Origin of the sequence: Haloferax gibbonsii ATCC 33959 (genome assembly GCF_000336775.1) — an archaeon.
GTDB lineage: Archaea > Halobacteriota > Halobacteria > Halobacteriales > Haloferacaceae > Haloferax > Haloferax gibbonsii.
Genome location: NZ_AOLJ01000014.1, coordinates 145,984 through 169,778 on the forward strand (window position 1 = coordinate 145,984; position 23,795 = coordinate 169,778).

The window sequence follows — 23,795 nt, forward strand, 5'->3', positions numbered from 1 at the left end:
AATCCCTGACAGAGCGGGCCGTGGGACCCCGCCACAAACAGGGTGAACATATATGATGGACTCGGCCGTACTGCCGAATATGGCAACGGTGGTGGTGGTGTGCCCGCACTGCGGACAGCAAGTGGAATCGAGATACGAGGGCGACGCCGACTTCGACGGTGTCAGACAGCGGTTAAAAAGCGAGTATCGCGTCGCGCGGCAGACCTGTCCGGTCTGTTCGAACCCGTACGATCTCCGTCGGGCCTAATCGGTTCCGACGGCGCGGCGACGACGGTCTCGGCGGGTGGCCGAGGGCGTCGGCATCGCGTTATCCCGTGTTCTTCATCCCGGCGGCGATTCCTTTGACCGTGAGCCGCAGGGTCTGTTCTTCCTCGTCGGTCCGGTGGGTCTGCGACAGCAGGTGCGTCTGCAGCAGGTTCAGCGGGTCGACGTAGGGGTTGCGGCGGCGGAGGCTCTCTTCGAGCCACTCGCGCTTCAGGAGACTGCTACGCTCGCTGATGTCGAGCATGAGGTCCGCGGCGTCCTCGTACTCCTCGGTGAGGCGGGTGAAGAACTCCTCGCGGAGCTCCTCGTCGGCGAGGTTCGCGTACTCCGTGGCGATTTCGAGGTCGGTGCGCGCCAGCGCCATCGCGGCGTTGTCGAACGTGCTCCGGAAGAACGCCCACTCGTCGTACATCTCGCGGAGGTCGTCCATGTCGCCGCCGTCTTCGAGGAAGGCGTTGACGCCGGCGGCCAGCGAGTACCAGCCGGGGAGGATACACCGCGACTGGGTCCACGAGAACACCCACGGGATGGCGCGGAGGTCCTCGACGCTGCGCTCGTCGGACCGAGAGGCCGGCCGGGAGCCGAGATTGAGTTCCTCGATGACGGTGATGGGCGTCGCCTGCTCGAAGTAGGAGACGAAACCGTCGGATTCGAGGAGGTTCCGGTACTCCTCGCGGGCGGCGGTCGCCATGGTGTCCATGGCGTCGACCCAGCGGTCGGGCACCTCCTCTTCGGGCGTCCGGATCGCCTGCAGGCGGGCGCGAATCTGGGCGTTGAGCATCTGTTCGAGGTTCCGCTCCGCGATTCGCGGGTTGGCGTACTTCTCGGCGATGGCCTCGCCCTGCTCGGTGAACTTAATCTGTCCCGTGACGGTCTCGTTCGGGAGCGCGAGCATGGCTTCGTTCATCGGACCGCCGCCGCGGGAGATGGAGCCGCCGCGGCCGTGGAACAGCCGCATCGTCACGTCGAAGTCGTCGCAGATGTCGGCGAGGCGGCGCTGGTTCTTGTAGAGGTCCCAGTTGGCCGCGAGGAAGCCGTTTTCCTTGTTCGAGTCGGAGTAGCCCAGCATAATCTCCTGGACGTCGTTCCGGGCGGCGAGCGCCGTCCCGTAGGCCTCGTTTTCGAACAGCGTGCCCATGATTCGGCGCGCGCCGTTGAGCGCCGACTCGGTTTCGAGGAGCGGGACCACGTCGATGCCGCAGTGGTCGGGCAGAGAGACCACGCCCGCTTGGTCGGCGAGGAACAGCACTTCGAGGACGTGCGACGGCTCTTCGGTCATCGAGATGCAGTAGGTGTCGATAGCGCCGACGCCGTACTCGCGCTGCCACTCGCCGAGCTTGCGGAACCGGCGGAGGACGCGCTCGGCCGTCTCGGAGATGTCACCGGGGTCTTCGAGGTCGACGACCGGCTCTTCCTGCAAAATCGCGTCGGTGAGGAGTTCGACGCGCTCCTCCTCCGAGCTCCCGTAGTAGTCGAGGCCCTCGTGGGCGAGCGCCTCGTGGACGGCCTCGGTGTGGTTCTCCTGGTGGTCGCGGAGGTCGAGGCTGGCGAGGGTGAAACCGAACGTGTCGGCCTGCCGCATCAGGGGCTCGACGTACACGTCCGCGACCTGCGCCGCGCCGGTCCGCCGGAGGCTGGCGTCGATGACTTCGAGGTCGGCCAAGAGTTCGCTCTCGTCCGCGTAGCCGTTCGGCCGCACGTCCTCGACGCGGCGGAGTCGCTCGCGCATCAGTTTGAGCTTCTGGCGGTACGGCTCGTTGGGGTAGCGCTCGTCGGCCTCCTCGGCGACGACGGGGAGGAGTTCGCGGTCGGCCTTCAGCGAGCGTTCGAGCTCGTGGCCGGGGTCGATTCGCGTCGCGTCCTGACTCAGCACACCGGAGAGACGTTTGAGCGAGTCGCTGTACTTTTCCAGGGCGACGCTGCGCTGGCGTTCGAGCGTATCCTCTGTCACCTCGGGCGTGACGAACGGGTTGCCGTCGCGGTCGGAGCCTGCCCACGACCGGAACTCGAACAGCTTCGGCACGTCGAGGCCGGGGTACTCGGCCCGAAGCTCCTCTTCGAGTTCCTCGTACACCTCGCCGACAACGTCGAAGAGGGTGTTTTCGAGGTACCACTGGACGTTGCGGGCCTCGTCGGTCGGCTCCGGGCGGCGGTCGCGGACCTGCGAGGTCTGCCAGAGGCTCGTCACCTCGGCGACGACGTGCCGCCACTCCTGGTCGTGTTCGAGGTCGGTGAGACGGCGCTCGTCGAGCGTCTCCAGCCGGTTGGCGATGGAGCGGAGCTTCGATTTCACCGTCTTGCGGCGTGCCTCAGTCGGGTGCGCCGTGAACGTCGGTTCGATGAGCACGTCTTCGAGGACCCGTCCCAGAAGCTCCTCGTCGACCTCCTCGTCGTCCAGCGCGTCGAGCGTGTCGAGGATACCGTCTTCGAGCGTCCCCTCCTGGGACGCCTCGCGGATGACGCGAACGCGCTCGCGCTCCTCGGCGAGGTTGATGAGTTCGAAGTAGGTGGTGAACGCGCGGGCGACGACGCTCTCGCGCTCCGGTTCGAGGTCGCCGACCACGTCGTAGAGCCGCTCGCGCGACCCGGACTCGCCCTTCCGGTAGGCGATGGCCGCCTGCCGAAGCTCTTCGACCGTCTCGAACGACGCCGTCGACGTCTGCGCTTCGAGCACGTCCCCGAGCAACGCCCCGAGCTCGCGAACATCTTGCCGCACGTCTCTGGTGTGCAATCGCATCGTACTCGGATACGAGTAGCACATTCTAAAAGGCCACGAGTAACGTCGAAAATTTGCCCGGAAGTCGGTTCTAAACGAACGTTACGCACGTTTTCGTCCAGTTTTCGACGACCGACGAATTCCGCGCGTTCGAGCGGTCGAACCCCCTCGCTGGCGGCCGTTTCGTGGGGCGTACTACCACGGTGGATTCGTCACGCTTTTACTGGCCGCCTCGAAGGTGAGAGTATGAGCGATAGCGACAAGTACCCCGCCGACTCGGGTCGCCGTCGGTTCGTCAAGGGCGTCGTCGGGGGAGCGACGCTCGCGGGCGTGGGAACGACAGGCGCGGCCGCCATCAACAGCGCAACGTCATCCACCGGTACCGGTGGGGGGCCGACGCAGGCGTACGCCATCGAGAACACCGCCGGTCCCGCACCGCGCGGCATGCCGCAGATACCGATCGAGATCGACGACGAGGGCTACATCCGCGGCGTCTGGCCGGAGGTTCAGACCGTCACGCAGAACGGTGTGGAAGTCGACCTCGCCCTCACCGAGGACTACCAGGGGACGGGCGTCACCTACTCGCAGGACTGGTTCCAGTACTGCGGCGTGCAGACCTACGAGGGCCTGAACCCGACCTACGAGTCTGATAACTACTTCCGCTCCGACAGCGGCGGATACGACTGGCAGTCCGAGACGTACAGCTCCGGGGACCGCCTGAACGTCAACGACTTCGACGAGTACGAGACGTGGGGCAACGGCATCGGGCGGGCCGGTATCGGGATGCCCGCGACCGGCACCTGGCGCTCCGAGGGCGCCGAGAACACGATGCCGATTCAGGTGCTCCGCTCGACGCGCATCGAGGAAGCCGCACAGGACAACGAGTGGCTCGCCGCCTCGACGGACCAGGGCGTCATCGCGTGGCTCAACAAGTGTACCCACTTCTGCTGTGTCCCCGGCTACAAGCAGGCGGCCAGTTCCGCCACGTTCGGCGGCGAAAACGGTGTCTACTGCCAGTGCCACCAGTCCGTCTACGACCCCTTCTCCATCGTCCAGACGCTGTTTACGGCGCTGCCGCGCCCGAGCGAGTAACGACCCACGAAGCCGCCCTCCCGTTTCGAGTTCGACCGCGACGCGTTCCCGCCGTTTTCTCTTTTCCGACCCCCCGAACGACCCGTTTCCGCCCCGACGAGTCGCCCGTTTCGAGCCCGTGGTCTCGTCTCCGTCTTCAGCACCATCTCCGTCTCCCGCGCCCGAGTGCCGACGGACCCGTCGCTCGCGGGGTGTGAGTCGAATTCGAGAACGGTTCCGGTTCGCGCGGCGCTCCGACGCGCTAGCCGCCGCTGACCGGCGGGAAGAGCGCGAGTTCGTCGCCGGCGGCGGCCTCCTCGCCGAGCGCGGCGGCTTCACCGTTTCGCAGGACGTTGATGTGGTCGTACAGTTCGCCGTCATCGCCGAACACCCGCGATTCGAGCGCCGGGTGCGCCCCGACGAGGGCGTCGAGCGCGTCGCCGACGGTCGCGTCGCCGTCGACGTCAACCCGAACGGTCCGCGTGCCGGTGACTTCCGCGAGGTCGGCGAACAGCTTCCACTCCATACTCCCGTCTCGTCGCCCGGCGCTCATGAGGATTGCGCCCCCGACGACCGCGGCCCGTCGCCGTCGGAGTCGCCGTTTTCGTCTCCGTCTCCGTCGTCTCCGCCGTCTCCGTCGCCTCCGCCGTCGGTTCGGCTCGTGTCGGTCGTCGCCCGGCGCTCGACCTTCCGGAGAACTTCCGGCCGGCCGACGACGTAGAGCGTGTCGCCGGCGGCCAGTTCGCGACCCCGACCGGGAATCGCGTCCACCGGGCGGTTCGCCGACCGGATGGCGACGACGGTCGTGTCCACGTCCGAAACCGCCAGCCCGTCGAGGTCTGCGCCCGGTGCGACGGTCGTGACCGCCATCGTCTCGTCGGCGTTCCGGAGGAGCGACGCGAACTCGCGGTCGACGTGGGGGTCCGCGGGGAGCGTCACGAGTCGGTACTGCTCGCCGCTCGTCAGGCGGTCGGCGTCCTCCTCGTCGAGGGCGACGGTCGCCACGTCGTCGGCGACGCCGCGGAGTTCGCCGAAGGCGACGCGGGTCGGTGCGGACGGTGCGGCCGGCGCGTCGGTGCCGCCGTCGGACAGCGACCCCGAACCGCCGGGAGGCGTCTCGGCCGTCGGTTCGGCGGACTGGGCCGGTTCAGTCGCGTCGGTCGCTCCCGCGACGGCGTCGCCCGACGGGTCGTTCTCGTCGTCCGTCGCCGGCTTCGGAACCGACCAGACCTGCACGGGGTCGCCGGCGGCCGCGCCGGAACCGGGGTCGCCGCGAATGGCGACCGCGACGGTGCCGGGTGCGAGCGTCGGCCCGAGGCCGGCCGCGCGACTGCCGAGCGCGAGGTACGACACCTCGTTCCCGCCGGCTTCGAACTCCACGTCGACGTGGCCGACGCCGTGGTCGTCCTTGATGCGCGTCGCGAGTCGGTCGCGGAGTTCGGCCTCGCTGAGCCGTCGGGGGAACAGCAGCGTCTTCCCGCTCAGTTGGGTCTTGACGGCCTCGCCGACCGGGTCGTACCCCTCGATGTCGGCGATGTCCTCGGGGAGCGTCACCGACGTGACGCGGCCGACGGTCCGGACCAGCCGGCTCACGTCGGCGTCGAGTTCCTTCGCGCCCGCGACGGCGAACACGTCGGTCGTGAGCCGGTCGCCGGCGACGCGGCCGACCGGCGCGATAAGCGCTCCGCCGAGGAGCGACGCGGTGTTGAAGAGGACGGTGTCGAGTTGGAACACCTCGGTCTCGGTGCCGGTGGTGAACGCGCCGAACAGGCCGATCGTGTTCAGGTAGAGCGCGACGACCGCCCCGCCGAAGAGGACCGAAAGCGCCCGCGGGATTATCTCCCGGGTGTACCACCGGTAGAGCAGCGAGGCGATCGCGGAGACGACGAACGCGCCGACGACGAGTCCGACGAACCGGAGAATCTGCAGGACGAGCGAGTCGTCCACCGGCGGAATCGACACCTGTCCGGCGGTCGCCGACTGTCCGACCGCCGCGAGCAGGTCGGCTGCGGGTGCGGCCGAAGCGGACCCGGCGGCCGAGGCGAGGGCGGCGAACATCACGCGACCGCCCCCTCGAAGGCTGTCAGGTCGCTTCTCGACCCGACCGCGTAGAGCGTGTCGCCGGCGGAAACCTCCTGGTCACCCCGCGGCGCAATCGTCCAGTTCCCGCCGTGGCGGACCGCGAGGACCGCAACGCCGTAGGCGTCGCGGACGCCGGCCTTCCCGAGTGTTACCCCGTCGAGCGGCCCCTCTGCACCGACCGAGAGCCGCGAGAAGCGCTTGCCCGCGCGGCGGAGCAGGGAGACGAGTTCGAACTCCCGGCGGACGCCGCGGGAGGTGACGATGAATCGCTCCGCGTCGCTCCCGAGGAGCGATTCGACCTTGCCTCGGTCGACCGCGAGCGTGACGCGGCCCTCGCCGCCGACGGCCGTCGGCGCGCGCGGCGCGGCCTTCGGGGCGTCCGCGTCGTCCTCGTCCTCGTCGGCGTCGCTCGGGGTCTCGACGACTGATTCGACCCCGGCGACGCTCGCCGAGACGGTGCCGCCGTCGGTGACGACGACCACCTCGTCGCCGCGCGCGAGTCCAGTCGGGACGAGCGCCGTCACCGACACCGCGCGCTTGCCCGTCGGGAGGCGCTTCGAGAGGCCGCCGACCGGGGCCGCGGCGGAGACGGTCGCGCGGGCTCGCTCGTCGAGTCTGACCTCGACGGCGGCGAGGTCGAACTCGTTTTGCAGGCGGTCGGCGTACCGCGATTCGAGTTCCACGAGCGGGATATCGGCGGGGAACGTCCACTCGCCGTTTCGGATACTGGTACGGATGTCGAGCGGGACCGGCGGGTAGCCCTCGATGTCGCCGACCTCGCCGGTGACGCTGACGCTGACCTGTCCGCGGCCGCCGACGAGTTCGACCACGTCGGTCGAGAGCGACCGCTCGGTGAGCTTTCGCAGCGACATCTTCCGCGGGATGTCGTTGGCGAAGGCGTCCCCGCGGTTGTGCGCGTACAGCGCCCCCATCAAGACGACAAGCAGCGCGACCGTCAGCCTGACCTGGCTCTCCGACTGGGTAATCGTCGGGTCGGCCAGCGCCATGAGACCGCCGCTCGCGCCCGCAATGGCGACGCTGAGAACGACGACGGCGAGGCCCGGAACGGTGACGCCGGTGACGTAGCGGAAGCCGAAGCCGAGGAGCCACGCGACGGCGGCCGGAACGAGCCCGGTGAGAACGCCGAAGTACAGTCCGTAAACGACTTCGACGGGGAGTGAAGCCATGGACCGGTACACTCGCCGACGGGATAAAGACGTGACGACGCGCCCGTGACGGGCCGATACCCGACCGTTTTTGGCCTCGGACGCCAGAACTGGGAGAGACATGGCTTCGGTACGCGAGTGGGTCGGTGCCCGCGCGACGATTGGGACGGTGTTCTTCGCCGCCGTTCTGTCGGTCGCCATCGGCATCCTCAACATCAGCTCCCCGGTCACCGGCGGCGTGTTGGCACCGTACATCCCGGAAGCGGTCCGAATCACCGCCGGCTTCACCGGGACGCTGACGGGCTTTCTGCTCCTCGCGAGCGTCTTCGGGCTCCGCCGACGCTACCGCGCCGCGTGGTACTCGACCGCGGTGCTGCTCCCGGTGACCGCCGCGCAGGGGCTCGTCCAGTCGCCGGAACGGGCGGCACCGCTCGTCGGCCTCTCGCTTATCAGCCTCGCGCTCCTGCTTTTCAACCACAGGGCGTTCAACCGCGACCTCGACCTGACGGCGACACAGCTGTCGGCCCTGCTCGCCATCGCGGGCGCACAGACCTACGCGACCGCCGGCGCGTGGGCGCTCAGAGAGCAGTTCAACGGCATCGAGACGCTGTTCGACGCGTTCTACTTCGGCGTCGTCACCGGCAGCACGGTCGGCTACGGCGACATCTACCCGCGGACCGCCATCGCCAGACTGTTCGGGATATCGGCGCTCCTCATCACGGTGGCGACGTTCGCCGTGGCGCTCGGTGTCCTGCTCACGCCCGCAATCGAAGCGCGACTCACCAAAGCACTCGGACGCATGACCGAATCACAACTCGACATCCTGGAGAACCACGTCCTCGTCCTCGGCTACGGCGAGCTGACCGAACCGATTCTCGAAGAGCTCGGCGACCGCGCCCGCGTCGTCATCGTCACGCCCGACGAGAGCCGCGCCAAGCGCCTCACCGACCGCGGCTACGACGTGGTCACCGACGACCCGAGCGACGAGGAGGCGCTCCAGCGGACCCGCGTGGACGCCGCCCGCTCGGTCGTCGTCGCCACCAACAACGACGCCGAAGACGCGCTGGCCATCCTCACGGCGCGACAGCTCAACCCCGACGTGCACATCGTCGCGGCGGCGACCCAGCGCGAAAACGAGCGAAAGCTCCGCCGCGCCGGGGCCAACACCGTCATCAGCCCGGCGGCGCTCGGCGGTCACTTCCTCGCCGAGTCCGCCGTCGGCGGGAGCGGCCTCGAAACCATCGAGGAACGACTGCTCGACGAACAGCCCGCCGACCCGCCCGTAGACGAGACGGCCGAGACGAACGGGGCGGGTGCGGCCGACGACACCGACGACACCGACGACACGAACCGCTCGTAAACGCAAGCGACTCCGACTCTGCGTCTCGCCGCTCAGTGCCCGCGGTCGAACACCGCAACGTCGCAGTCTATCTCGCGGATTCGCTCGAACGTCGGCGGCGAGATGAACCGCGAGGCGGGCGACCGGTCGCCGCTGGACCCGAGCACCACGAGGTCGTAGGTGGCGGCGTTCGAGGCGATGAAACTAGTCACGTCGGACCGGGCGACCCGCGTCTCGATGTTCCCGTCCGCGGTTTCGACCAGATTGGCGAGTTTCGACTCTGCGGGCCGCCGTTCGACCTCCGTGGAGATGCAGGTCGTGACGCTCACGCTCCCGGTCTTCCCGGCGAGGCGGGTCGCGAAGTCTATCATCGCGTGAGCGGCGTCGCCGGGGCGGGAGACGAGGACGAGCACGCGCCGCCAGCGGTAGGTCTCGCCGGTCGAGCGGAACGCCACGGTGTCGTACGACCCACCGAACAGGCCGCGGATGTAGTCCGAAAGCAGACCGCGGTCCTCCTCGTAGGGAGCCACCACGAGGTCCGAATTGGTGTTCGCCGCGGCCTCGGTCGTCGCGGTCAACGGGTCGCCGCGGGCGACCGCGACCTCCACGGGCACGCCCAGTCGGGTCCGCAGTTGGTGCGCGCAGGATTCGAGGCGCTCGACCGACGCGTCGGCGTCGGTGTCGAGTTCGCCGTCGGCTTCCGCGGCCGCGTCCGCGCCGCCCTCGGCGGTCGCCGCCGGCGGGAGCACGTCGAGGAGGACGACCTTGCCGGCGCTGTGGGCGGCGGCGAGTCGGGCGGCGAAGAAGGCCGTCTGGGTCGCCGCCTCCCCGCGCATCGGGACGAGCACGTGGTCGTCGCCGCGGACGGTCCCGTAGAGGTACTCCGCGCGGCGCTCGTAGAACTGCTCGCGCCAGATAGTGAACGCGATGGCGATGACGACGCTGGCGAAGAAGATGCTCACCACGTACTCCTCGGGGTTCACGTCGCCCGTGACGAGCGTCAGGAGCGCCGTCGAAAACGCGGAGGGGGCTTCCACGTCGAGGAGCCACGTCGTGACCCCCGCGAGGAAGATGGCGAGCGCCGCCGCCGACGGGTGGACGATTGCGGTCCCCGTCGGGCCGTAGGTCCACCCGGTGAACCCGACCGCGACGAGGCCGCAGAGCGCGCCGACCGTGAGGGAGACGGTGAACTTCACCGGCGACGAGTACCGCCCCTCCGGGTCGGAAAACAGCGTGTACGACCCCGACGCGAGCGGCGGGAAAAGCAGGAACGAGAGCGTGCTGACCGAGTTGGAGATGAACGTCACCCCGGCGATGAGCACGGGGATGATGAGGAGAATCGAGAGGTGAAGCAGGTTGTTCGTGTTCTCTATCCACCGACCGAACGCCACCATCTCGCGCCGCTCTATCCGGCGGAGCCGGGCGCGGAGCGCGCCGGCGCGTGCGACCGCTCGGGCCGCGAGGTGGCGGAGGTCCACGGCTCGGTTACGCGAGGTCGGTGACGGCGTCGAGCGTGATGGAGATGGCGCGCTCGACGTTGTTCTTCGCCTTCTCGGGGAGTTCCTCGTCCGAGTCGGCTCCCTTCTGGGTGCCGGCGACGAGGTTGCCGTCGACGGTACAGATAGCGCCGGCGCGGAGACCCTTCCGGCGGGCGAGCGAGAACACCGTCGCGGCCTCCATCTCGATGGCGAGCAGGCCGGCGTCGTTCCAGTCGTCGACGTACTCGTCGGACTCGTTGTAGAACGCGTCGTCGGAGACGATGGGGCCGACGTGCACGTCCTCGTCGTTGGCCTCCGCCGAGTCGACGAGCGACGTGAGCACGTCGTAGTCGGGGACGGCCGGGTAGACCTCGGACTCATAGCGCTTCGAGGTTCCCTCCTCCTTGGCCGCGCCCGTGGCGACGATCATGTCGCCGACTTCGATGTCCGCCTGGAGCGCGCCGATGGTGCCGACGCGGATGAACGTCTCCACGCCGACGCGGGAGAGTTCCTCGATGGCGATGGCGGCCGACGGGCAGCCGATACCGGTCGAGGAGATGGTGAGCGGGACGCCCTCGTACTCGGCGTTGACGACCTTGTACTCGCGGTTCTGCGCGACTTCCTCGACGTTGTCACACTGCTTCGCGATGCGGTCGACGCGCCCGGGGTCGCCCGGGATGAGCGCGATGTCGTTCACGTCGCCTTCTTCGACGAGGAGATGGGGCTGTTTCGCCATGTTCCGACCCACTCGGGTCGCGGGCAAAAACGACGCGGTTCGACCGGGGGCGGGTGCGGTCGGCTGGAACGACCAGCCAACCGACCGGGTCGCCGTCACGCGAACCCGGTGAAAAGCGCCGGCGCGAGGACCAGCAGCGTCGCGCCGAAGACGAGCGAAGAGCGGAGCCACTGCCCGCGGACCGCCGTCGCGCGCTCCTCGTAGATGCGCCGGCCGGCGCGCGGGAGGACGAGGCGGGCGAACGCGACGTAGATGAACGCCACGACGACCGCGGTCGCGACGAGGTGCGACGGGAGGTCGACGCCGGCGACCCCGAGGTCCGGCGCGACGGCGTCGGTCGCGAGGTAGACGAACGCGTAGAGGACGCCGGCGAGCGCGCCGGCGGCGTGGTGGACGACGTTGGCGTCGCCGAAGCTCACCTCGTCGGGCGTCGTCCGTCGGACGACCGACGCGGCGACGTAGGCGGGGGTGAAGCCCTCGTCCTGTCGCCACATCGGGATGGCCATCACGACCGCGGCCGCGACCCCGACGACCGCGCCGAGGAGCAGTCGCCCGGCGACCGCACCGAGGCTCGACGCGGCGTCGAGGGCGGCGACGGCGACCGGGAGCTGGTCTAACATCGTCCCGACGAATGACTGGTGGGGATAAAATTTGTCGGGTCGGGGTCGGCCCGGGTTCGGGCGGCGTCGAAACGGTCGCGCGGCCGGTTCAGCCCTCGACGAGGTCGTCCAGCCGTCGCCAACTGAGTTGCGTCCGCGCGCCCGGCTCGGCCGCGGTGAGCGCGCCGCAGGCGTTGGCGACCGCCAGCGCCCGCTCGTAGGCGGCCCCGTCGAGGCGAGCGGCGATGAAGCCCGAGGCGAAGGCGTCGCCCGCGCCGGTCGTGTCCACCGCGTCGACGGGGTAGCCGGGGTGAACGTGTCGGTCGTCGCCGTCTCTGACTTCCGCGCCGCGCGGGCCGTGTTTGAGGACGAGCGTCGTCCGCGCGAGCGCCTCGCCGACCTCGGACGCGGGCTCCGAGCCGGCGCTTCGGCCGCGCTCGACCGCCTCGCCGAGCGCGGTTGCGGCCTCGCGGTCGTTGAGAAAGACGTAGTCAACCTCGCGGAGGGCGTCGGCGTAGCCCCGGTCGCCGACGCGCCGGCCGGGGTCGAAGCTGACCGTCGTATCCACCTCGTGGGCCCGTCTGGCGAGCGTCGCGGCCGTGTCGGGCGACTGGCTCGTCAGGTGGAGGTGGTCGGCCGCCGCGAGCGGGGCGGCCGGGAGGTCGGTCGCCTCGAACGCCTCGTTGACGCCGGGGGAGCCGAGGACGAACACCTCGCCCGCGGCGTCGACGACGATGTACTTGACCGTGGTCGGGCCGCGGTCGACGCTGACGACGTGGCGGCAGTCGACGCCCTTCGAGGCGAGTTCGGCGACGGCGGCGTGGCCGTGTTCGTCGTCGCCGACGCTCCCGAGGAGCGCGGCGGGCACGTCGAGGCCGACGAGGCCGCTGGCGACGTTGGCGGCGCTCCCGCCGCCCGCGCCGACCCGCGACTCGACGGTCGCCTCGCCGTCGGGCTCCGGCAGCGCGTCCACGCGGAGGGTGACGTCCCAGTTCACGTGGCCGGCGCAGATGACACGGGACATGCGTCCGCGTAGGTCGGTTCGCCGGTGGGATAACTCTCCCGGGTCGGGCGACTACGGTGCCGAGAAAATGGAGTGTGGGCGTGTCCGAGCAGAATCGCGGCCTCAGCCGGCGATGGCGAACAACAGGAGGTTGTGGACGCCGGGGCCGAGGCCGACGGCGGCGACGAGACCCAAGAGGAGCGACCCCTCCGTCGGGTCCTCGCGGACGTAGTCGGCGAGCAGGGCGACCACGAAGCCGGCCACGACGAGTTTCACGAGGACGAACAGCCAGCCGACGCCGATGACCTCGGCGGTCGGGAGCGCAGCGGCGGCTTCGAGGATGATGCGCGACAGCGGCGTCCGCTCGCCGAAGCCGAGCACGTCGATGCCGACGGCGGTCGACAGCGCGTCGAGGGCGTGCCCGAAGATGGCGAGCAGGCCGAGCGACCCCGCGGCGGCCGCGTCGGTGTCGATTCGCGTCACGACGCGCCACGTCAGCGGCGTGACCGCGAGCGCGGCGACGAGGGCGACGCCGGGCCAGACGATTGAGAGCGTCCCGGCGGCCAGTCCGATAAAGAGCGCGAAGCCCGCGAGTCCGGCGGCGACGAGCAGTCCGGGAACCGCGAGCGCCGTCGGGGAGGCGAGGTCGGCCGCGTCGAGCGCGAGCCACGTCGCGCCGGCGGCGACGGCCACGGAGAGGTAGACGGAGGGCGTGCCGGCGAGCGGTTCGACCGCGGGCGGGAGCGCGTCGATGACGTAGAGGACGTGCAGCGCCGACCCCGACACCATCCACGGGACGAGTGCGGCGACGTGGGCGGGCGTGACCGTCGGGCGCGTGCGGCTCAGTCCGACGCCGACGCCGACGAGTCCCGCGACGAGGGCGACGAGGTAGGGAAGCGGCGGGAGCGCGAACCCCTCGGGAAGGATGGCCATGCAGGAGGCGCGGCGGGGCGGCGTGAAAGCCTTACGTTCTTTAGCCTCGGGTCGCCTCGACAGGGTATGAACCGAGCCGACCTCGCCGCCCGAATCGACCACACGGTCCTCGGACCCGAGACGACGATGGCCGACGTGGAGGCCGTCCTCGACGACGCCGACGAGTGGGGGATGAACGCCTGCATCCCGCCGTGCTACGTCGGCGAGGCGAGCGAGTACGCTCCGGACGTGTTGCTCGCGACGGTCGTCGGCTTCCCCCACGGCCAGCACACGACGACCGCCAAGCGCGAGGAGGCCGTCGACGCGTGGCAGGCCGGCGCGGACGAACTGGACATGGTCATCAACGTCGGTCGGCTCAAAGCCGACGAGGACGAACTCGTGACCGAGGACATCTCCGAGGTCGTCGCGGCCGTCCCGATTCCGGTGAAGGTCATCATCGAGACGTCGCTCCTCACCGAGGAAGAGAAGCACCGCGCCTGCGAGGCCGCCGTCGAGGCCGACGCCGCCTTCGTCAAGACCGCCACCGGCTTCGCCGACGGCGGTGCGACGGTCGAAGACGTGGCGCTCATGGCCGAGTACCTGCCCGTCAAGGCCTCCGGCGGGGTCGGCTCCTACGACGAGGCGGTCGCCATGTTCGAAGCCGGCGCGGAGCGTATCGGCGCGTCGTCGGGCGTCGACATCGTCGCCGGCGCGCCCGAGGAATAGGTCGGTCGTCGGCCGGTCGGCATCGCGCGGTCGCCGGTGCCCAACATTGATTACTCGACTCCCGAGAACCCAGTACCATGCTCCGAGGCGGGCCGGTCGTTCAAATCGGCGTCATTTTCGTGTCAGTACTGGGGCTCTGGGTCGGCGCGCGGCTGTTGGTCGACGCCGCCGTCCGGTCGGCTCGGAGGTTCGGGCTCTCGGAACTCACCATCGGGCTGACAATCGTCGCGATAGGGACCTCGACGCCGGAGCTCTCGGTCGCGGTCGACGCCGCGTACAAGGGGTTGGGCGACATCGCGGTCGCGAACGTCCTCGGCTCGAACATCTACAATCTGGCGTTCGTGTTGGGCGTCATCTCGCTGCTCCGGGTGATTCCGGTCGCGGAGTCGCTCGTCTATCGGGACGGCCTCGCACTGCTGGCGAGCACGCTCCTCGGCGGACTGGTCCTGTTCGACCTCCGGGTCACGAGGCTCGAAGGCGCGCTCTTGGTCGGGGCGTTCGTCGCCTACACGGCGTACCTGCTCCGGGGGTCCCAGTCAGACGGGGACGGCGCGACAGACCAGTCGCTCGGCGACGGCGGCGTGACCCGCCCGATAACCGAACGAATCGACTTCCCCGGGCGAGACGCCGTGTTCCTCTTGGGCGGGTTGGGGCTGGTGTTGGTGAGCGGCGACTACATGGTACTCGCCGCGTCGGAGTTGGCCCGCGGTGCCGGCGTCTCCGAGTGGGTCATCGGCGGGACAATCGTCGCGGCGGGGACGTCGACGCCGGAGTTCGCCGTCTCGCTGGTCGCGCTCCGACAGCGGAGTCTCGGGGTCTCGGTTGGCAACGTCGTCGGCAGCAACATCCTCAACATCACGGGCATCGTCGGCGTCGCGGCGGTCGCCAGCCCCCTCGCGGTGAGCGGGTCGGCGCTCGGGACGTTCGCGTGGCTCGTCGCGGTCACGCTCCTGATAGTCGGCGCGCTCTGGACGGGGCGGGTCCTGTCGCGCTTGGAGGGCGCTTTCTTCGCGACCTCCGAGGTCACCCGGTGGATACTGGGGCTCATCTGAGGGCCGCGGGGGTCCCCCGATGCGGTTCTCTCGGACGACCGCCCTCGCACGCGTTTGTCACTCGGCTCGCAACGCGACGAGCCGTCGCGACCCGTCGTCGCCGCCGGATTCGAGTACGAACAGCGCGTCGCCCGCCGGCGTCGGGCCGGTCAGCGCGCCGCCCGCGAGTTCGTATCGCCAGCGTTCGGCCCCGATTCGGGTGTCGTCGAGGCCGACGCCGCCTCCGGCGTCGTAGGCGACGACGCCGCCGTCGTCGCTCGTGTCCGAGACGAATATCGTGTCGCCGGCACCGGCGGGCGGGGCGAAGAAGTCGTCGCCGGCCGCCCATGAGGGGGAGCCGGTACGCTTGTCGAAGGCGTCGAGGCCGGTCCCGTCGGTCGAAAAGACGCGCCGGGGGCCGACGACGACCGAACCGTGCGGCGAGGGCTCCTCGCGGTGCCAGTCTACGGCACCGGCGCGGAGGCCGCCTCTGAGCCGCGCGACGCCTGCGCCGAAGAAGCCGGCGAACACGTCGTCCGACTGGGCGACTGCGAGCGACTGCACGCCGCCGGGGTGTTTGGTTCGCCACTCTCCGGTCGGGCCGCGCTCGATGCCCTCGTCACGGAACGAGAACACTTCGCCGCCCTCCGTGCCCGCGACGACGGTGTCGTATCGGGCCGCGAGGGACCGGACCGGGCCGAACACCTCCTCGCGCCACTCGACGGTCCCGTCGCTGGCGCGGACGCGGTAGAGGTTCCCCGCGGTGTCGGAGGCGTAGAGGCGGTCGCGGTCCGGTTCGGGGCGGACGACGGGTGCCCAGACGCTCGACTCGGTCGGCGCGTGCCACGCCTCCTCGCCGTCGTGGGTGTACGCGAGCACGCCGGTTCTGGTCCCGACGTGGCCGACGTAGACGCGCTCCGAATCGACCGTCACCGACGAGCGAAAGCCGCTCTGGGGGTCGCTTTCGACCGACCACAGTTCGGTTCCGTCGCCGACCGAAAACGCCCGGAGGCGCTCGCTGGTCGCGAGGTAGACCGTCTCGCCGAACACGACCGGGCGCGCCAGTTCGATACCGTTGACCTCGACGCCCCACGATTCGCTCGGCTTCGAGGCCGGACCGGTCGCGCGGGGGTTGTAGCCGGTCCCCGCCGGCGAGAAGTACGGGTGCGGCCAGTCGGCGCGACCGTCGCCCGTAGAGCCCTCGTCGCCGCCGACACAGCCCGCGAGACCGGCGACCGCGCCGGTTCCGAGGGCACCGAGGAACGTTCGTCTGGAAAGGTCCGCGCCGGGTCCCGTCACGACCCCGAACCTCCGGCGTCCGCGGCTGTCCCCGCGGTCGCGTTCGTCCCTGCAGCAGCGGTCGTTCCCGCGGTCGACGCGTCGGGGTCGGCGTCGCCGACGACGGTCAGGCTGAACAGGCCGTCGTCGCGGACGACCGGACAGAACACCCGGCGGTCGGTCGCGGCCAGCGAGTGGCCGACGTTGCGGCCGAGCGAAATCGACCAGCGCTCGCGGTCGCCGAAGAGGCCGCCGCCGCCGGTTCGATTCAGGGCGACCAGTTCACCGTGTCCGGTGCCGACGTAGACCGTGTCGCCGACGACGCTCGCGGCGGAGACGGTCTCTCGCGGGTCGTACTTCCACCGTTCTTCGCCGGTCGCGCTGTCGAGCGCCCGGAGCGACCCGCGGGCGGCGTAGAGGCGCTTGCCGTCGAACGCGAGGCGCTTGTGGACGCCGCGGTCGTCCTCCCAGACCACGTCGCCGCTCCGCCGTTCGAGCGCGGCGATTCGGTCCCAGCCCGCGATGTACACCCGCTCGTCGCCGACGACCGGCGCGACGGCCTCGACCGTCTCGGTCGGGGCCTGCCAGTAGGCGCTCCCGTCCGTGCCGAGGCAGTAGAGCCGCTGTCCCTCGGTGACGACGAAGAGCGAATGGAGGTTGACCGCGAGGGGACGCCGGACCGCGCCGAACAGCGACCGCGTCCAGGTGACCTCTCCGGCGTCGATGTCGACCGCGCAGACGCGCTCGTCGTCGAGGCCGAGAAACAGCGTCTCGCGGTCGTTGGAGAACGCCGGCGGCGTCTGCGGACGGCCCGGGAGTTCGATAGTTCGGAACAGCCGACCCGAACGGGCGTGGTAGAGCGCGAGTCGGTTCGGCCCGTGAACCGTCGTTCCGAGCGAGTAGACGACGCCGTCGAGGACGACGGGAGCGGTCCAACTCTCGCCCTGTGCGGCCCACAACTCCTCGCCGGCCGCCGGGTCGATTGCTCGCATCGGGTCGCCGGGCGTGTAGCCCACTCCGTCGGCGACGACGGGCTCGGTGGAGTCCATCCCGAAATCGGGTTCGTACTCGATGGTCGGCTCGGAGATGGGGGTTCCCTCGCGGAGGAACGCGGTGTTGGCGTCGTCGTGGGCGTAGGTCCGCCAGCCGCTTTCGAAGCGGACGCCCTCGGCGGAGTCGTCGTCGGTCTGTTCGTCGCCGCCGAGGCACCCGGCGAGGCCGACGGCCGCACCCGACCCGAGGAGCCGGAGTACGTCGCGGCGGCGTGGAGAACCGACGGAAGACGGACTGTGAGCGGCGGACGAAGCGTCGCTGTCGGTCGAGCCCGAGTCGTGGTCGGAGGGCGAACCGGGCGGTATCCTGCGGGAACGCATCTACCACAACTGCACAACACCGTGACAAGTAACTTTTCGCCGGGAGCGGTGGCGAGGGCGCGAAAGTGAGAGGGCGCGAAAGGAAGTGAGAGGACGCGTGAGGGTTCGGGCGGAAGGCGAAACACGGGCGAAAAACAGGAACCGGGGCCGAGTCGGCTCAGGCCGCGGGTCTGGTGCGGCGGGCGGCCGAGCGGTCGTGGAGCATGCTGCCGACCGCACCGCCGATAGCGCCGGGGATGCCCGCGAGGGCGATGATGACGACGGCCGCGGCGAACACGGTCAGGCCGAAGAACGCGCCCGCGAACAGGACGTTCATAATCACGAGGCCGATGGCGACGATAATCGCGCCCAGCGTCGTGCCGACGAGGCCGTTGAGCGCACCGTCGGCCATGCCGGTCGTGACGAGGTAGCCGGCGACGAGGCCGCCGATGATGCCCGTGAGGACGTAGCCGACCGTGGGGAGGGTGACGTTCGTGAAGGGGACCGCGAAGCCGCTGAGGATGCCGACGACTACGGTCGCGATGAACCCGTAGGCGATGGCGCGCATGTTGAACTTCATAGCGAATCTAAATACAACGCTTGAGGTAATGAATTATATTCGTCCTCGGGCGGATGATACGGCCGGCGCGAGACTCCTCGGCGACGGAGCGTCCGGTCGGTGCGACGCTCCGCCCGACGTGTTCGTCGGCGTCGGCGTCCACGTCAAGCGGGCGAAGCACTCGGGGGACGCTATCACGGCCCGCGGACGCCGGCGGTCTCGCGGGAGACCGCGGCGTTTTTGCCCGCTGACCCGGTACGTGGGATAACCGAATGGCCCGATACCACATCGAGACATACGGCTGCACCTCGAACCGCGGCGAGAGCCGCGCCATCGAGAGCGCGCTCCGCGACGCCGGTCACTACCGCGTCGACGGGCCCGAGGAGGCCGATGTCGCCATCATGAACACCTGTACGGTCGTGGAGAAGACGGAGCGGAACATGCTCCGTCGGGCCAAAGAGCTGGAGGCGGAGACGGCGGACCTCATCATCACGGGCTGTATGGCGCTCGCGCAGGGCAACGACTTCCGCGAGGAGGGTATCGACGCCCAGATTCTCCACTGGGACGACGTGCCGACCGCCGTCACCAACGGCGAGTGCCCGACTCCCGGTCCCGGCGTCGAACCCGTCTTGGACGGCGTCGTCGGCATCCTGCCAATCGCCCGCGGCTGTATGTCGAACTGCTCGTACTGCATCACGAAGTTCGCCACCGGTCGGGTCGATTCCCCCTCGGTCGACGAAAACGTCGAGAAGGCGCGGGCGCTCGTCCACGCCGGCGCGAAGGAACTCCGCATCACGGGACAGGACACCGGCGTCTACGGCTGGGACAAGGGCGACCGGAAGCTCCCCGAGCTACTGGACCGCATCTGCACCGAAATCGACGGCGAGTTCCGCGTTCGCGTCGGCATGGCCAACCCCGGCGGCGTCCACGGCATCCGCGAGGAACTCGCCGCGGTGTTCGCCGAACACGACAAGCTCTACAACTTCATCCACGCGCCGGTGCAGTCCGGCTCCGACGAGGTGCTCGAACACATGCGCCGCCAGCACCGCGTCGACAAGTTCAGGGAAATCGCCGAGACGTTCGACCGGGAGCTCGCGTACTGGACGCTCTCGACCGACTTCATCGTCGGCTACCCGACCGAGACCGACGAGGACCACGAGCGGTCGATGGAGCTGCTCCGCGAGATTCGCCCCGAGAAGGTCAACGTCACGCGCTTTTCGAAGCGCCCCGGCACCGACGCCGCCGACCTGAAGGGCCTCGGCGGGACGCTCAAAAAGGAGCGCTCCAAGGAGATGTCCGAGGCGAAGATGGACATCGTCGCCGCCGCCTACGACGAGATGGTCGGCACGGAGCGCGAGGTGCTCGTCGTCCAAGAGGGCACCGGCGACTCCGTGAAGTGCCGCGACGAGGCCTACCGCCAGATAATCGTCCAGAACGCGACCGAACACGGCCTCGAACCCGGCGACTTCGCCCGCGTGAAGGTGACCGCCCACCAGACCGTCTACGCCTTCGCCGAACCGGTCGAGTCACAGCCCGAGCCGCGCGAACCCACCGCCGCCTGAGCGGTCGGGTTCGCTTCGGACCAGCACCCCCTGAACCGACCCGACCCGACCCGAACCCCCCGAACCGGTTCTCGCTCGTTTCTCAGTTCTCGTCGCGCCCTCGGACGCCGTCCTCGCCGACCCGGAGAAACATCCCTTTCGACGCCGGCGCGGTCGGTTCGAACCCCCAGCGCTCGTAGTAGCCGTCCACGTCGGCCAGGAGGTTCACGAACGCCGACGGCGGGGCCTCGCGGTCGAGGTAGTCCACGAGCGCGTCCATCACGCGGGTGCCGAGCCCGCGGCCCTGATGGTCGGGGTGGACCGCCACGTCGACGACCTGAAAGACGGTGCCGCCGTCGCCGACGAGCCGACCCATGCCGACGACGCGCTCGTCCGAGTCGTCGCCGCCGGTCGCTCCCTCGAAGACGACGCGCACGCCGAAAATCGTGTTCGGAACGCCGCGCTCGGCGGTCGCGAGAGACCGGGGAGGCATCCCGGCGGCGTCGCGGAGAGAGACGTACGTTTCGGGGTCGGGGAACTCGGGGACGAGACGGTAGTCGTCGGTCACGAGTCGACCGTCGAGCCGCCCGGTCCTAACGGTTTCTCTCCGCCGAACCCATCAACAGATTGATAGCGACTCGCGGGGTGACAGCACCCGTGTCCGACGACAGCCCATCGGAGCCCCGAACGTTCGCGAGAGACGCGCTGGAGACGGTCGCTATCGTCGCCGCGGTCGGCGCGGTGCTCTTCGCGGTGAGCGGCGTGTGGCCCCCGATGGTCGCTATCGAGAGCGGGAGCATGCAACCGACCCTCGAACGCGGCGACCTCGTCGTCGTGACCGCGGAGGGTCGCTACGGCGGCCCCGCGGCCGACGACTACGGCGTCGTCACGGCCAACGAGAGCGAGGGCTACGGGCGGCTCGGCGGGCCGGGCGACGTCGTCGTCTACGACGCGCCGTCGCACCCCACGCCCATCATCCACCGCGCCGTCTTCTGGGTCGAGGACGGCGAGAACTGGTACGACCGGGCCAACGAGTCCTACGCGAGCGGTGCGGACTCCTGTGCGGAGCTTCTGAACTGTCCCGCGCCGCACGCCGGCTACGTCACCCGCGGCGACAACAACGACTACTACGACCAAGCGCAGGGTATCGCCTCGCCGGTCCGACCCGACTGGGTGCGGGCGAAAGGCCAGTTCCACGTGCCGCACCTCGGAGCGCTCCGACTGGAAGCGCAGAAACTGTTCTGAACACCCCCCGACGCGTCAGCGACTGTTGCCGCCGTCGGGCGAGAACATGGTGTAGCGGTCCGTCTCGTCGTCTTCCTTCCACTCGCCGAGCTCTCGCGGGTCGATGTGGACGAACACGTCGTCGACCTCGTCGATGTTCCGAATCGCCTGGACGACCCACGTCTCGATGTCGTGGGCCTCCGCGAGCGTCATGTCGCCTTCGACCTCGATGTGGAGGCTCACGTCGATTTCGGGGCCGACGTAGTGGGCGACCACGTCGTGTGCGCCGTAGACGTCGGGGTGCGACAGGGCGGTCTGGACGATGAGCGCCCGGAGATACTCCGGCGGCGCGGCCCCGACGAGGTAGTTCACGTTGTCGCGGACGATTTCGTAGCCGGTGTAGACGATGCCGATGGAGACGACCATGGCGGCCAGCGGGTCCAAGATTGGGTAGCCGAACTGGCCGCCGACCACGCCGACGAGCGCCGCGCCCGCGGTGAGGATGTCGTTTCGGTTGTCGACGCCAGCGGCGACGAGCGCGGGCGAGTTCTGCTCGCGGCCGACCGAGTAGCAGTAGCGGTAGAGGACGTACTTCCCCGCCGCCGCGACGACGAGGACGACGACGCCGAGCATCCCCGCGGACCCGCCGTAGGTTCCGGCGAGGATGCTGGACGTGCTCTGCCAGAGAATCGCCCCGCCGGCGGCGAAGATGCCGACCGCGACGAAAAGCGAGATGAACGGCTCGATGCGCTCGTGGCCGTGGGGGTGTTCCCAGTCCGGCGGCTTCGTCGTCAGGTAGAGGCCGCCGAGGATGATGGTGCTGTAGACCACGTCCGAGAGGCTGTTGACCGCCTCGGACCCGAGGGCCAGACTCCCGGTCGTCCACCACACGCCGCCCTTCCCGAGGACGAGAAGCAGGTTCGCCACGAGGACGACGAATCCGACTCGACGGATGGCCCGCTTTCGCTCCATTACCGTGGCTTTCGGGAGTGGGGTTCAAATGCGCTTCGGGCCGGAGCGGCCTATTAGACGCACTCGACGTGAGTTTTAGAGTCAGTCTAATTCGAAGCGAACCGCGTCGTCGTCGGCGTCGACGACCGCGCCGTCGAGGCCGGCGAACGCCTCGCGAAGTTGGTCGTAGGAGTCGTCGAGGGCCTGCACGAGCACTTTCGTGTCGGAGATGACCGGCATGAAGTTGGTGTCGCCGCTCCACCGCGGGACGACGTGGGTGTGGAGGTGGTCGTCGATGGAGCCGCCGGCGGCCGACCCGCCGAGGTTCTCGCCCGCGTTACAGCCGTCGGGGTCGAAGGCGGCGTCTAACGCGGCGAGCGTCTTCGATTTGAGCCGCGCGTGGTCGAGGAGTTCCGCGTCCGAGAGGGCGGCGAACTCGCCGGTGTGGCGGTACGGGATGACCATGACGTGCCCCGGCGCGTAGGGGTAGTTGTTCAGGAGGACGAACGAGTGCGGGGAGCGAGCGACGATTTTGCTCTCTCTGTCGTCGTCGCGTTCGGGGAGCGCACAGAAGGGACAGCGGTCGTCGTCCGGGTCGTCGGCATCTTGGTCGTCGTCGCGGGCGACCCACTCGATGCGCCACGGGGCGAACAGTTGGTCCATGGCGGCCCAACGGGACCGGACGTGCAAGCCGTTTCGGTCTCGGAGCGGTCGGTGTCGACCTCGATGCGGACCCCGACTTCGTCCGATTACCGCGTGAGGTTCTCGTAGCCGTCTTCGGTGACGATGATGGTGTCTTCGGCCTGTCCGACCAGCGCGCCCTCCTCTTCTTTCAGGACGGGGTAGCCGCGCAGGATGCCCTGTTGTTCGAGCCGGCGGATGGCCATCTCGGAGCGGCCGCCCTCGAACCAGCGACCCGCGAAGGGGAGCAGTTTGTACTTCTCGCGGACCTCGTCGAGCAGTTTGCGCGACATGCGGTCGCGGACCGAGCGGTCGTTGACGAGGCTGTAAATCTCGTTTTTCGAGCCCTCGGTGACCTTGCCGGAGCCGTCGGTGGCGAACGGTTCGATGGCGACCACGTCGCCGACTTCGAGTTCGACGCCGCGCTCTGCGCCGCGGTTCGGGATGGTCGGGTCGGTGTGGGCGTCCCACTGTTCGACGCCGTGGCCCGAGAGATTGAGGACGGGCGTGTAGCCGTAGCCGCGAATCACGTCCTCGATTTCCGCGCCGATTTTCCCGGTGTGTGCGCCCGCTTCGACCATGTCGAGGGCGGCGTCGAGCGCCTCTTCGGCGGACTCGACGAGTTCGTCGTTGCCCGAGAGGTCGACGGTCACGGCGGAGTCGGCGATGTAGCCGTCGACGTGGACGCCGACGTCGAGACAGACCATGTCCTCGCCGAACACGGTGTCGTCGTCGCGGCCGGGGCTGGCGTGCGAGGCCTCCTCGTTGACGCTGATGTTGACCGGGAAGGCGCAGCCGTCGGCGAGTTCGCGGATGCGACCTTCGGCGTACTCGGCGACTTCGAGGTGGGTGACGCCGGGTTCGACCATCTCGGCCGACTCGTCCAGCACCGTGCGCAGGACCTCCCCTGCCTCTCGATACTTCTCGACCGTCTCGTCGTCGAGGGGTCCGATGCTCATGGCCGCGACTTCGCGGCCGCGCCGGAAAGCGATTGCGGGATGGCCGGCGACTGAGCGCGGGCCGCCGCAGCCGACTCGGATACCGTGCGAGACAAACGCACCCACGTCTATATAGCACAACATTCCG

Annotated in this window: 23 protein-coding genes; 7 read left to right on the forward strand and 16 right to left on the reverse strand. The window is 69.4% G+C overall.

Annotated elements, in window-relative coordinates:
• Positions 1–79: 79 nt before the first annotated feature.
• On the forward strand, positions 80–247 hold the full coding sequence (locus C454_RS20525) for a hypothetical protein (protein WP_155821702.1): 168 nt from the start codon (positions 80–82) through the stop codon (positions 245–247).
• Between the two features lie 60 nt (positions 248–307).
• Here C454_RS20525 and ppc read toward each other — a convergent pair whose 3' ends face one another.
• On the reverse strand, positions 308–3,001 hold the full coding sequence (gene ppc, locus C454_RS09150; RefSeq protein WP_004974804.1) for a phosphoenolpyruvate carboxylase: 2,694 nt from the start codon (positions 2,999–3,001) through the stop codon (positions 308–310).
• A 225-nt stretch (positions 3,002–3,226) separates the two neighbouring features.
• Here ppc and C454_RS09155 point away from each other — a divergent pair, with 225 nt between their 5' ends.
• The gene (locus tag C454_RS09155) at positions 3,227–4,072 is read left to right on the forward strand and encodes a Rieske (2Fe-2S) protein (protein ID WP_004974806.1); all 846 of its coding nucleotides are present in this window, start codon (positions 3,227–3,229) and stop codon (positions 4,070–4,072) included.
• 241 nt (positions 4,073–4,313) lie between these two features.
• On the opposite strand, the gene samp1 is transcribed toward C454_RS09155, so the two are convergent.
• The 3 genes from samp1 to C454_RS09170 are packed head-to-tail and all read right to left on the reverse strand — an operon-like array spanning position 4,314 to position 7,320.
• Positions 4,314–4,577: a ubiquitin-like modifier protein SAMP1 gene (samp1, locus tag C454_RS09160; RefSeq protein ID WP_004974807.1), complete on the reverse strand. Its 264-nt coding sequence runs from the start codon at positions 4,575–4,577 to the stop codon at positions 4,314–4,316.
• Between the two features lie 23 nt (positions 4,578–4,600).
• Positions 4,601–6,109 carry a cation:proton antiporter regulatory subunit gene (locus C454_RS09165; RefSeq protein WP_004974808.1) on the reverse strand — a complete coding sequence of 503 codons (1,509 nt, stop codon included), beginning with the start codon at positions 6,107–6,109 and terminating at the stop codon, positions 4,601–4,603.
• Positions 6,109–7,320 carry a potassium channel family protein gene (locus tag C454_RS09170; RefSeq protein WP_004974810.1) on the reverse strand — a complete coding sequence of 404 codons (1,212 nt, stop codon included), beginning with the start codon at positions 7,318–7,320 and terminating at the stop codon, positions 6,109–6,111. Before C454_RS09170 ends, C454_RS09165 begins: the two co-directional genes overlap by 1 nt.
• 100 nt (positions 7,321–7,420) lie before the next feature.
• Here C454_RS09170 and C454_RS09175 point away from each other — a divergent pair, with 100 nt between their 5' ends.
• Complete coding sequence (locus C454_RS09175) at positions 7,421–8,659, forward strand: NAD-binding protein (protein WP_004974812.1); 1,239 nt, start codon at positions 7,421–7,423, stop codon at positions 8,657–8,659.
• A gap of 32 nt (positions 8,660–8,691) precedes the next feature.
• Here C454_RS09175 and C454_RS09180 read toward each other — a convergent pair whose 3' ends face one another.
• The 5 genes from C454_RS09180 to C454_RS09200 form a co-directional block, all read right to left on the reverse strand.
• A complete protein-coding gene (locus C454_RS09180) occupies positions 8,692–10,116 on the reverse strand; it encodes a universal stress protein (protein ID WP_004974814.1) in 1,425 nt (474 codons plus the stop codon).
• Positions 10,117–10,123: 7 nt separating this feature from the next.
• A complete protein-coding gene (locus tag C454_RS09185) occupies positions 10,124–10,852 on the reverse strand; it encodes a nucleoside phosphorylase (RefSeq protein WP_004974815.1) in 729 nt (242 codons plus the stop codon).
• Positions 10,853–10,947: 95 nt separating this feature from the next.
• Positions 10,948–11,472 carry a hypothetical protein gene (locus tag C454_RS09190; RefSeq protein ID WP_004974816.1) on the reverse strand — a complete coding sequence of 175 codons (525 nt, stop codon included), beginning with the start codon at positions 11,470–11,472 and terminating at the stop codon, positions 10,948–10,950.
• 88 nt (positions 11,473–11,560) lie between these two features.
• On the reverse strand, positions 11,561–12,475 hold the full coding sequence (locus C454_RS09195; protein ID WP_004974817.1) for a carbohydrate kinase family protein: 915 nt from the start codon (positions 12,473–12,475) through the stop codon (positions 11,561–11,563).
• A 102-nt stretch (positions 12,476–12,577) separates the two neighbouring features.
• Positions 12,578–13,387 carry a DUF63 family protein gene (locus tag C454_RS09200; protein ID WP_004974818.1) on the reverse strand — a complete coding sequence of 270 codons (810 nt, stop codon included), beginning with the start codon at positions 13,385–13,387 and terminating at the stop codon, positions 12,578–12,580.
• Positions 13,388–13,453: 66 nt separating this feature from the next.
• On the opposite strand from C454_RS09200, the gene deoC reads away from it, so the two are divergent.
• Positions 13,454–14,092 carry a deoxyribose-phosphate aldolase gene (deoC, locus tag C454_RS09205; RefSeq protein ID WP_004974819.1) on the forward strand — a complete coding sequence of 213 codons (639 nt, stop codon included), beginning with the start codon at positions 13,454–13,456 and terminating at the stop codon, positions 14,090–14,092.
• A gap of 77 nt (positions 14,093–14,169) precedes the next feature.
• A complete protein-coding gene (locus C454_RS09210) occupies positions 14,170–15,144 on the forward strand; it encodes a sodium:calcium antiporter (RefSeq protein ID WP_004974821.1) in 975 nt (324 codons plus the stop codon).
• Positions 15,145–15,201: 57 nt separating this feature from the next.
• Here C454_RS09210 and C454_RS09215 read toward each other — a convergent pair whose 3' ends face one another.
• The 3 genes from C454_RS09215 to C454_RS09225 all read right to left on the reverse strand — a co-directional run bounded on the left by C454_RS09215 (position 15,202) and on the right by C454_RS09225 (position 18,333).
• Positions 15,202–16,422, reverse strand: coding sequence for an outer membrane protein assembly factor BamB family protein (locus tag C454_RS09215; protein WP_004974823.1), 1,221 nt, complete (start codon positions 16,420–16,422; stop codon positions 15,202–15,204).
• Positions 16,419–17,774, reverse strand: coding sequence for a PQQ-like beta-propeller repeat protein (locus tag C454_RS09220; protein ID WP_004974824.1), 1,356 nt, complete (start codon positions 17,772–17,774; stop codon positions 16,419–16,421). The genes C454_RS09215 and C454_RS09220 overlap by 4 nt, the downstream gene beginning before the upstream one ends.
• A 157-nt stretch (positions 17,775–17,931) precedes the next feature.
• Entirely contained in the window at positions 17,932–18,333 is a 402-nt protein-coding gene (locus C454_RS09225; protein WP_004974825.1) for a DUF5518 domain-containing protein, read from the reverse strand.
• 251 nt (positions 18,334–18,584) lie between these two features.
• On the opposite strand from C454_RS09225, the gene C454_RS09230 reads away from it, so the two are divergent.
• Positions 18,585–19,874, forward strand: coding sequence for a tRNA (N(6)-L-threonylcarbamoyladenosine(37)-C(2))-methylthiotransferase (locus C454_RS09230; protein WP_004974826.1), 1,290 nt, complete (start codon positions 18,585–18,587; stop codon positions 19,872–19,874).
• Between the two features lie 82 nt (positions 19,875–19,956).
• Here the strand turns inward: C454_RS09230 and C454_RS09235 are convergent, their stop codons facing one another.
• Entirely contained in the window at positions 19,957–20,421 is a 465-nt protein-coding gene (locus tag C454_RS09235) for a GNAT family N-acetyltransferase (RefSeq protein ID WP_004974828.1), read from the reverse strand.
• An 89-nt stretch (positions 20,422–20,510) separates the two neighbouring features.
• On the opposite strand from C454_RS09235, the gene C454_RS09240 reads away from it, so the two are divergent.
• Positions 20,511–21,098 carry a S26 family signal peptidase gene (locus C454_RS09240; RefSeq protein ID WP_004974830.1) on the forward strand — a complete coding sequence of 196 codons (588 nt, stop codon included), beginning with the start codon at positions 20,511–20,513 and terminating at the stop codon, positions 21,096–21,098.
• 15 nt (positions 21,099–21,113) lie between these two features.
• On the opposite strand, the gene C454_RS09245 is transcribed toward C454_RS09240, so the two are convergent.
• The 3 genes from C454_RS09245 to map all read right to left on the reverse strand — a co-directional run bounded on the left by C454_RS09245 (position 21,114) and on the right by map (position 23,668).
• Positions 21,114–22,049 (reverse strand): cation diffusion facilitator family transporter, encoded by a 936-nt coding sequence (locus C454_RS09245; RefSeq protein WP_004974833.1) that lies wholly within the window; start codon positions 22,047–22,049, stop codon positions 21,114–21,116.
• 81 nt (positions 22,050–22,130) lie between these two features.
• Positions 22,131–22,691 (reverse strand): HIT family protein, encoded by a 561-nt coding sequence (locus C454_RS09250; RefSeq protein WP_004974834.1) that lies wholly within the window; start codon positions 22,689–22,691, stop codon positions 22,131–22,133.
• A gap of 86 nt (positions 22,692–22,777) precedes the next feature.
• Positions 22,778–23,668 (reverse strand): type II methionyl aminopeptidase, encoded by an 891-nt coding sequence (gene map / locus C454_RS09255; protein WP_004974836.1) that lies wholly within the window; start codon positions 23,666–23,668, stop codon positions 22,778–22,780.
• Positions 23,669–23,795 lie beyond the last annotated feature (127 nt).

Bases quoted from the DNA above. Each gene is read 5' to 3' on its own strand.
- C454_RS09245 (WP_004974833.1), bottom strand. From the start codon at position 22,049: ATGGAGCGAAAGCGGGCCATCCGTCGAGTCGGATTCGTCGTCCTCGTG.
- samp1 (WP_004974807.1), bottom strand. From the start codon at position 4,577: ATGGAGTGGAAGCTGTTCGCCGACCTCGCGGAAGTCACCGGCACGCGG.
- C454_RS09175 (WP_004974812.1), top strand. From the start codon at position 7,421: ATGGCTTCGGTACGCGAGTGGGTCGGTGCCCGCGCGACGATTGGGACG.
- C454_RS09250 (WP_004974834.1), bottom strand. From the start codon at position 22,691: ATGGACCAACTGTTCGCCCCGTGGCGCATCGAGTGGGTCGCCCGCGAC.
- C454_RS09185 (WP_004974815.1), bottom strand. From the start codon at position 10,852: ATGGCGAAACAGCCCCATCTCCTCGTCGAAGAAGGCGACGTGAACGAC.
- C454_RS09170 (WP_004974810.1), bottom strand. From the start codon at position 7,320: ATGGCTTCACTCCCCGTCGAAGTCGTTTACGGACTGTACTTCGGCGTT.
- deoC (WP_004974819.1), top strand. From the start codon at position 13,454: ATGAACCGAGCCGACCTCGCCGCCCGAATCGACCACACGGTCCTCGGA.
- C454_RS20525 (WP_155821702.1), top strand. From the start codon at position 80: ATGGCAACGGTGGTGGTGGTGTGCCCGCACTGCGGACAGCAAGTGGAA.
- C454_RS09155 (WP_004974806.1), top strand. From the start codon at position 3,227: ATGAGCGATAGCGACAAGTACCCCGCCGACTCGGGTCGCCGTCGGTTC.
- C454_RS09230 (WP_004974826.1), top strand. From the start codon at position 18,585: ATGGCCCGATACCACATCGAGACATACGGCTGCACCTCGAACCGCGGC.
- C454_RS09220 (WP_004974824.1), bottom strand. From the start codon at position 17,774: ATGCGTTCCCGCAGGATACCGCCCGGTTCGCCCTCCGACCACGACTCG.
- C454_RS09195 (WP_004974817.1), bottom strand. From the start codon at position 12,475: ATGTCCCGTGTCATCTGCGCCGGCCACGTGAACTGGGACGTCACCCTC.
- C454_RS09200 (WP_004974818.1), bottom strand. From the start codon at position 13,387: ATGGCCATCCTTCCCGAGGGGTTCGCGCTCCCGCCGCTTCCCTACCTC.
- C454_RS09225 (WP_004974825.1), bottom strand. From the start codon at position 18,333: ATGAAGTTCAACATGCGCGCCATCGCCTACGGGTTCATCGCGACCGTA.
- map (WP_004974836.1), bottom strand. From the start codon at position 23,668: ATGAGCATCGGACCCCTCGACGACGAGACGGTCGAGAAGTATCGAGAG.
- C454_RS09210 (WP_004974821.1), top strand. From the start codon at position 14,170: ATGCTCCGAGGCGGGCCGGTCGTTCAAATCGGCGTCATTTTCGTGTCA.
- C454_RS09165 (WP_004974808.1), bottom strand. From the start codon at position 6,109: ATGTTCGCCGCCCTCGCCTCGGCCGCCGGGTCCGCTTCGGCCGCACCC.
- C454_RS09190 (WP_004974816.1), bottom strand. From the start codon at position 11,472: ATGTTAGACCAGCTCCCGGTCGCCGTCGCCGCCCTCGACGCCGCGTCG.
- ppc (WP_004974804.1), bottom strand. From the start codon at position 3,001: ATGCGATTGCACACCAGAGACGTGCGGCAAGATGTTCGCGAGCTCGGG.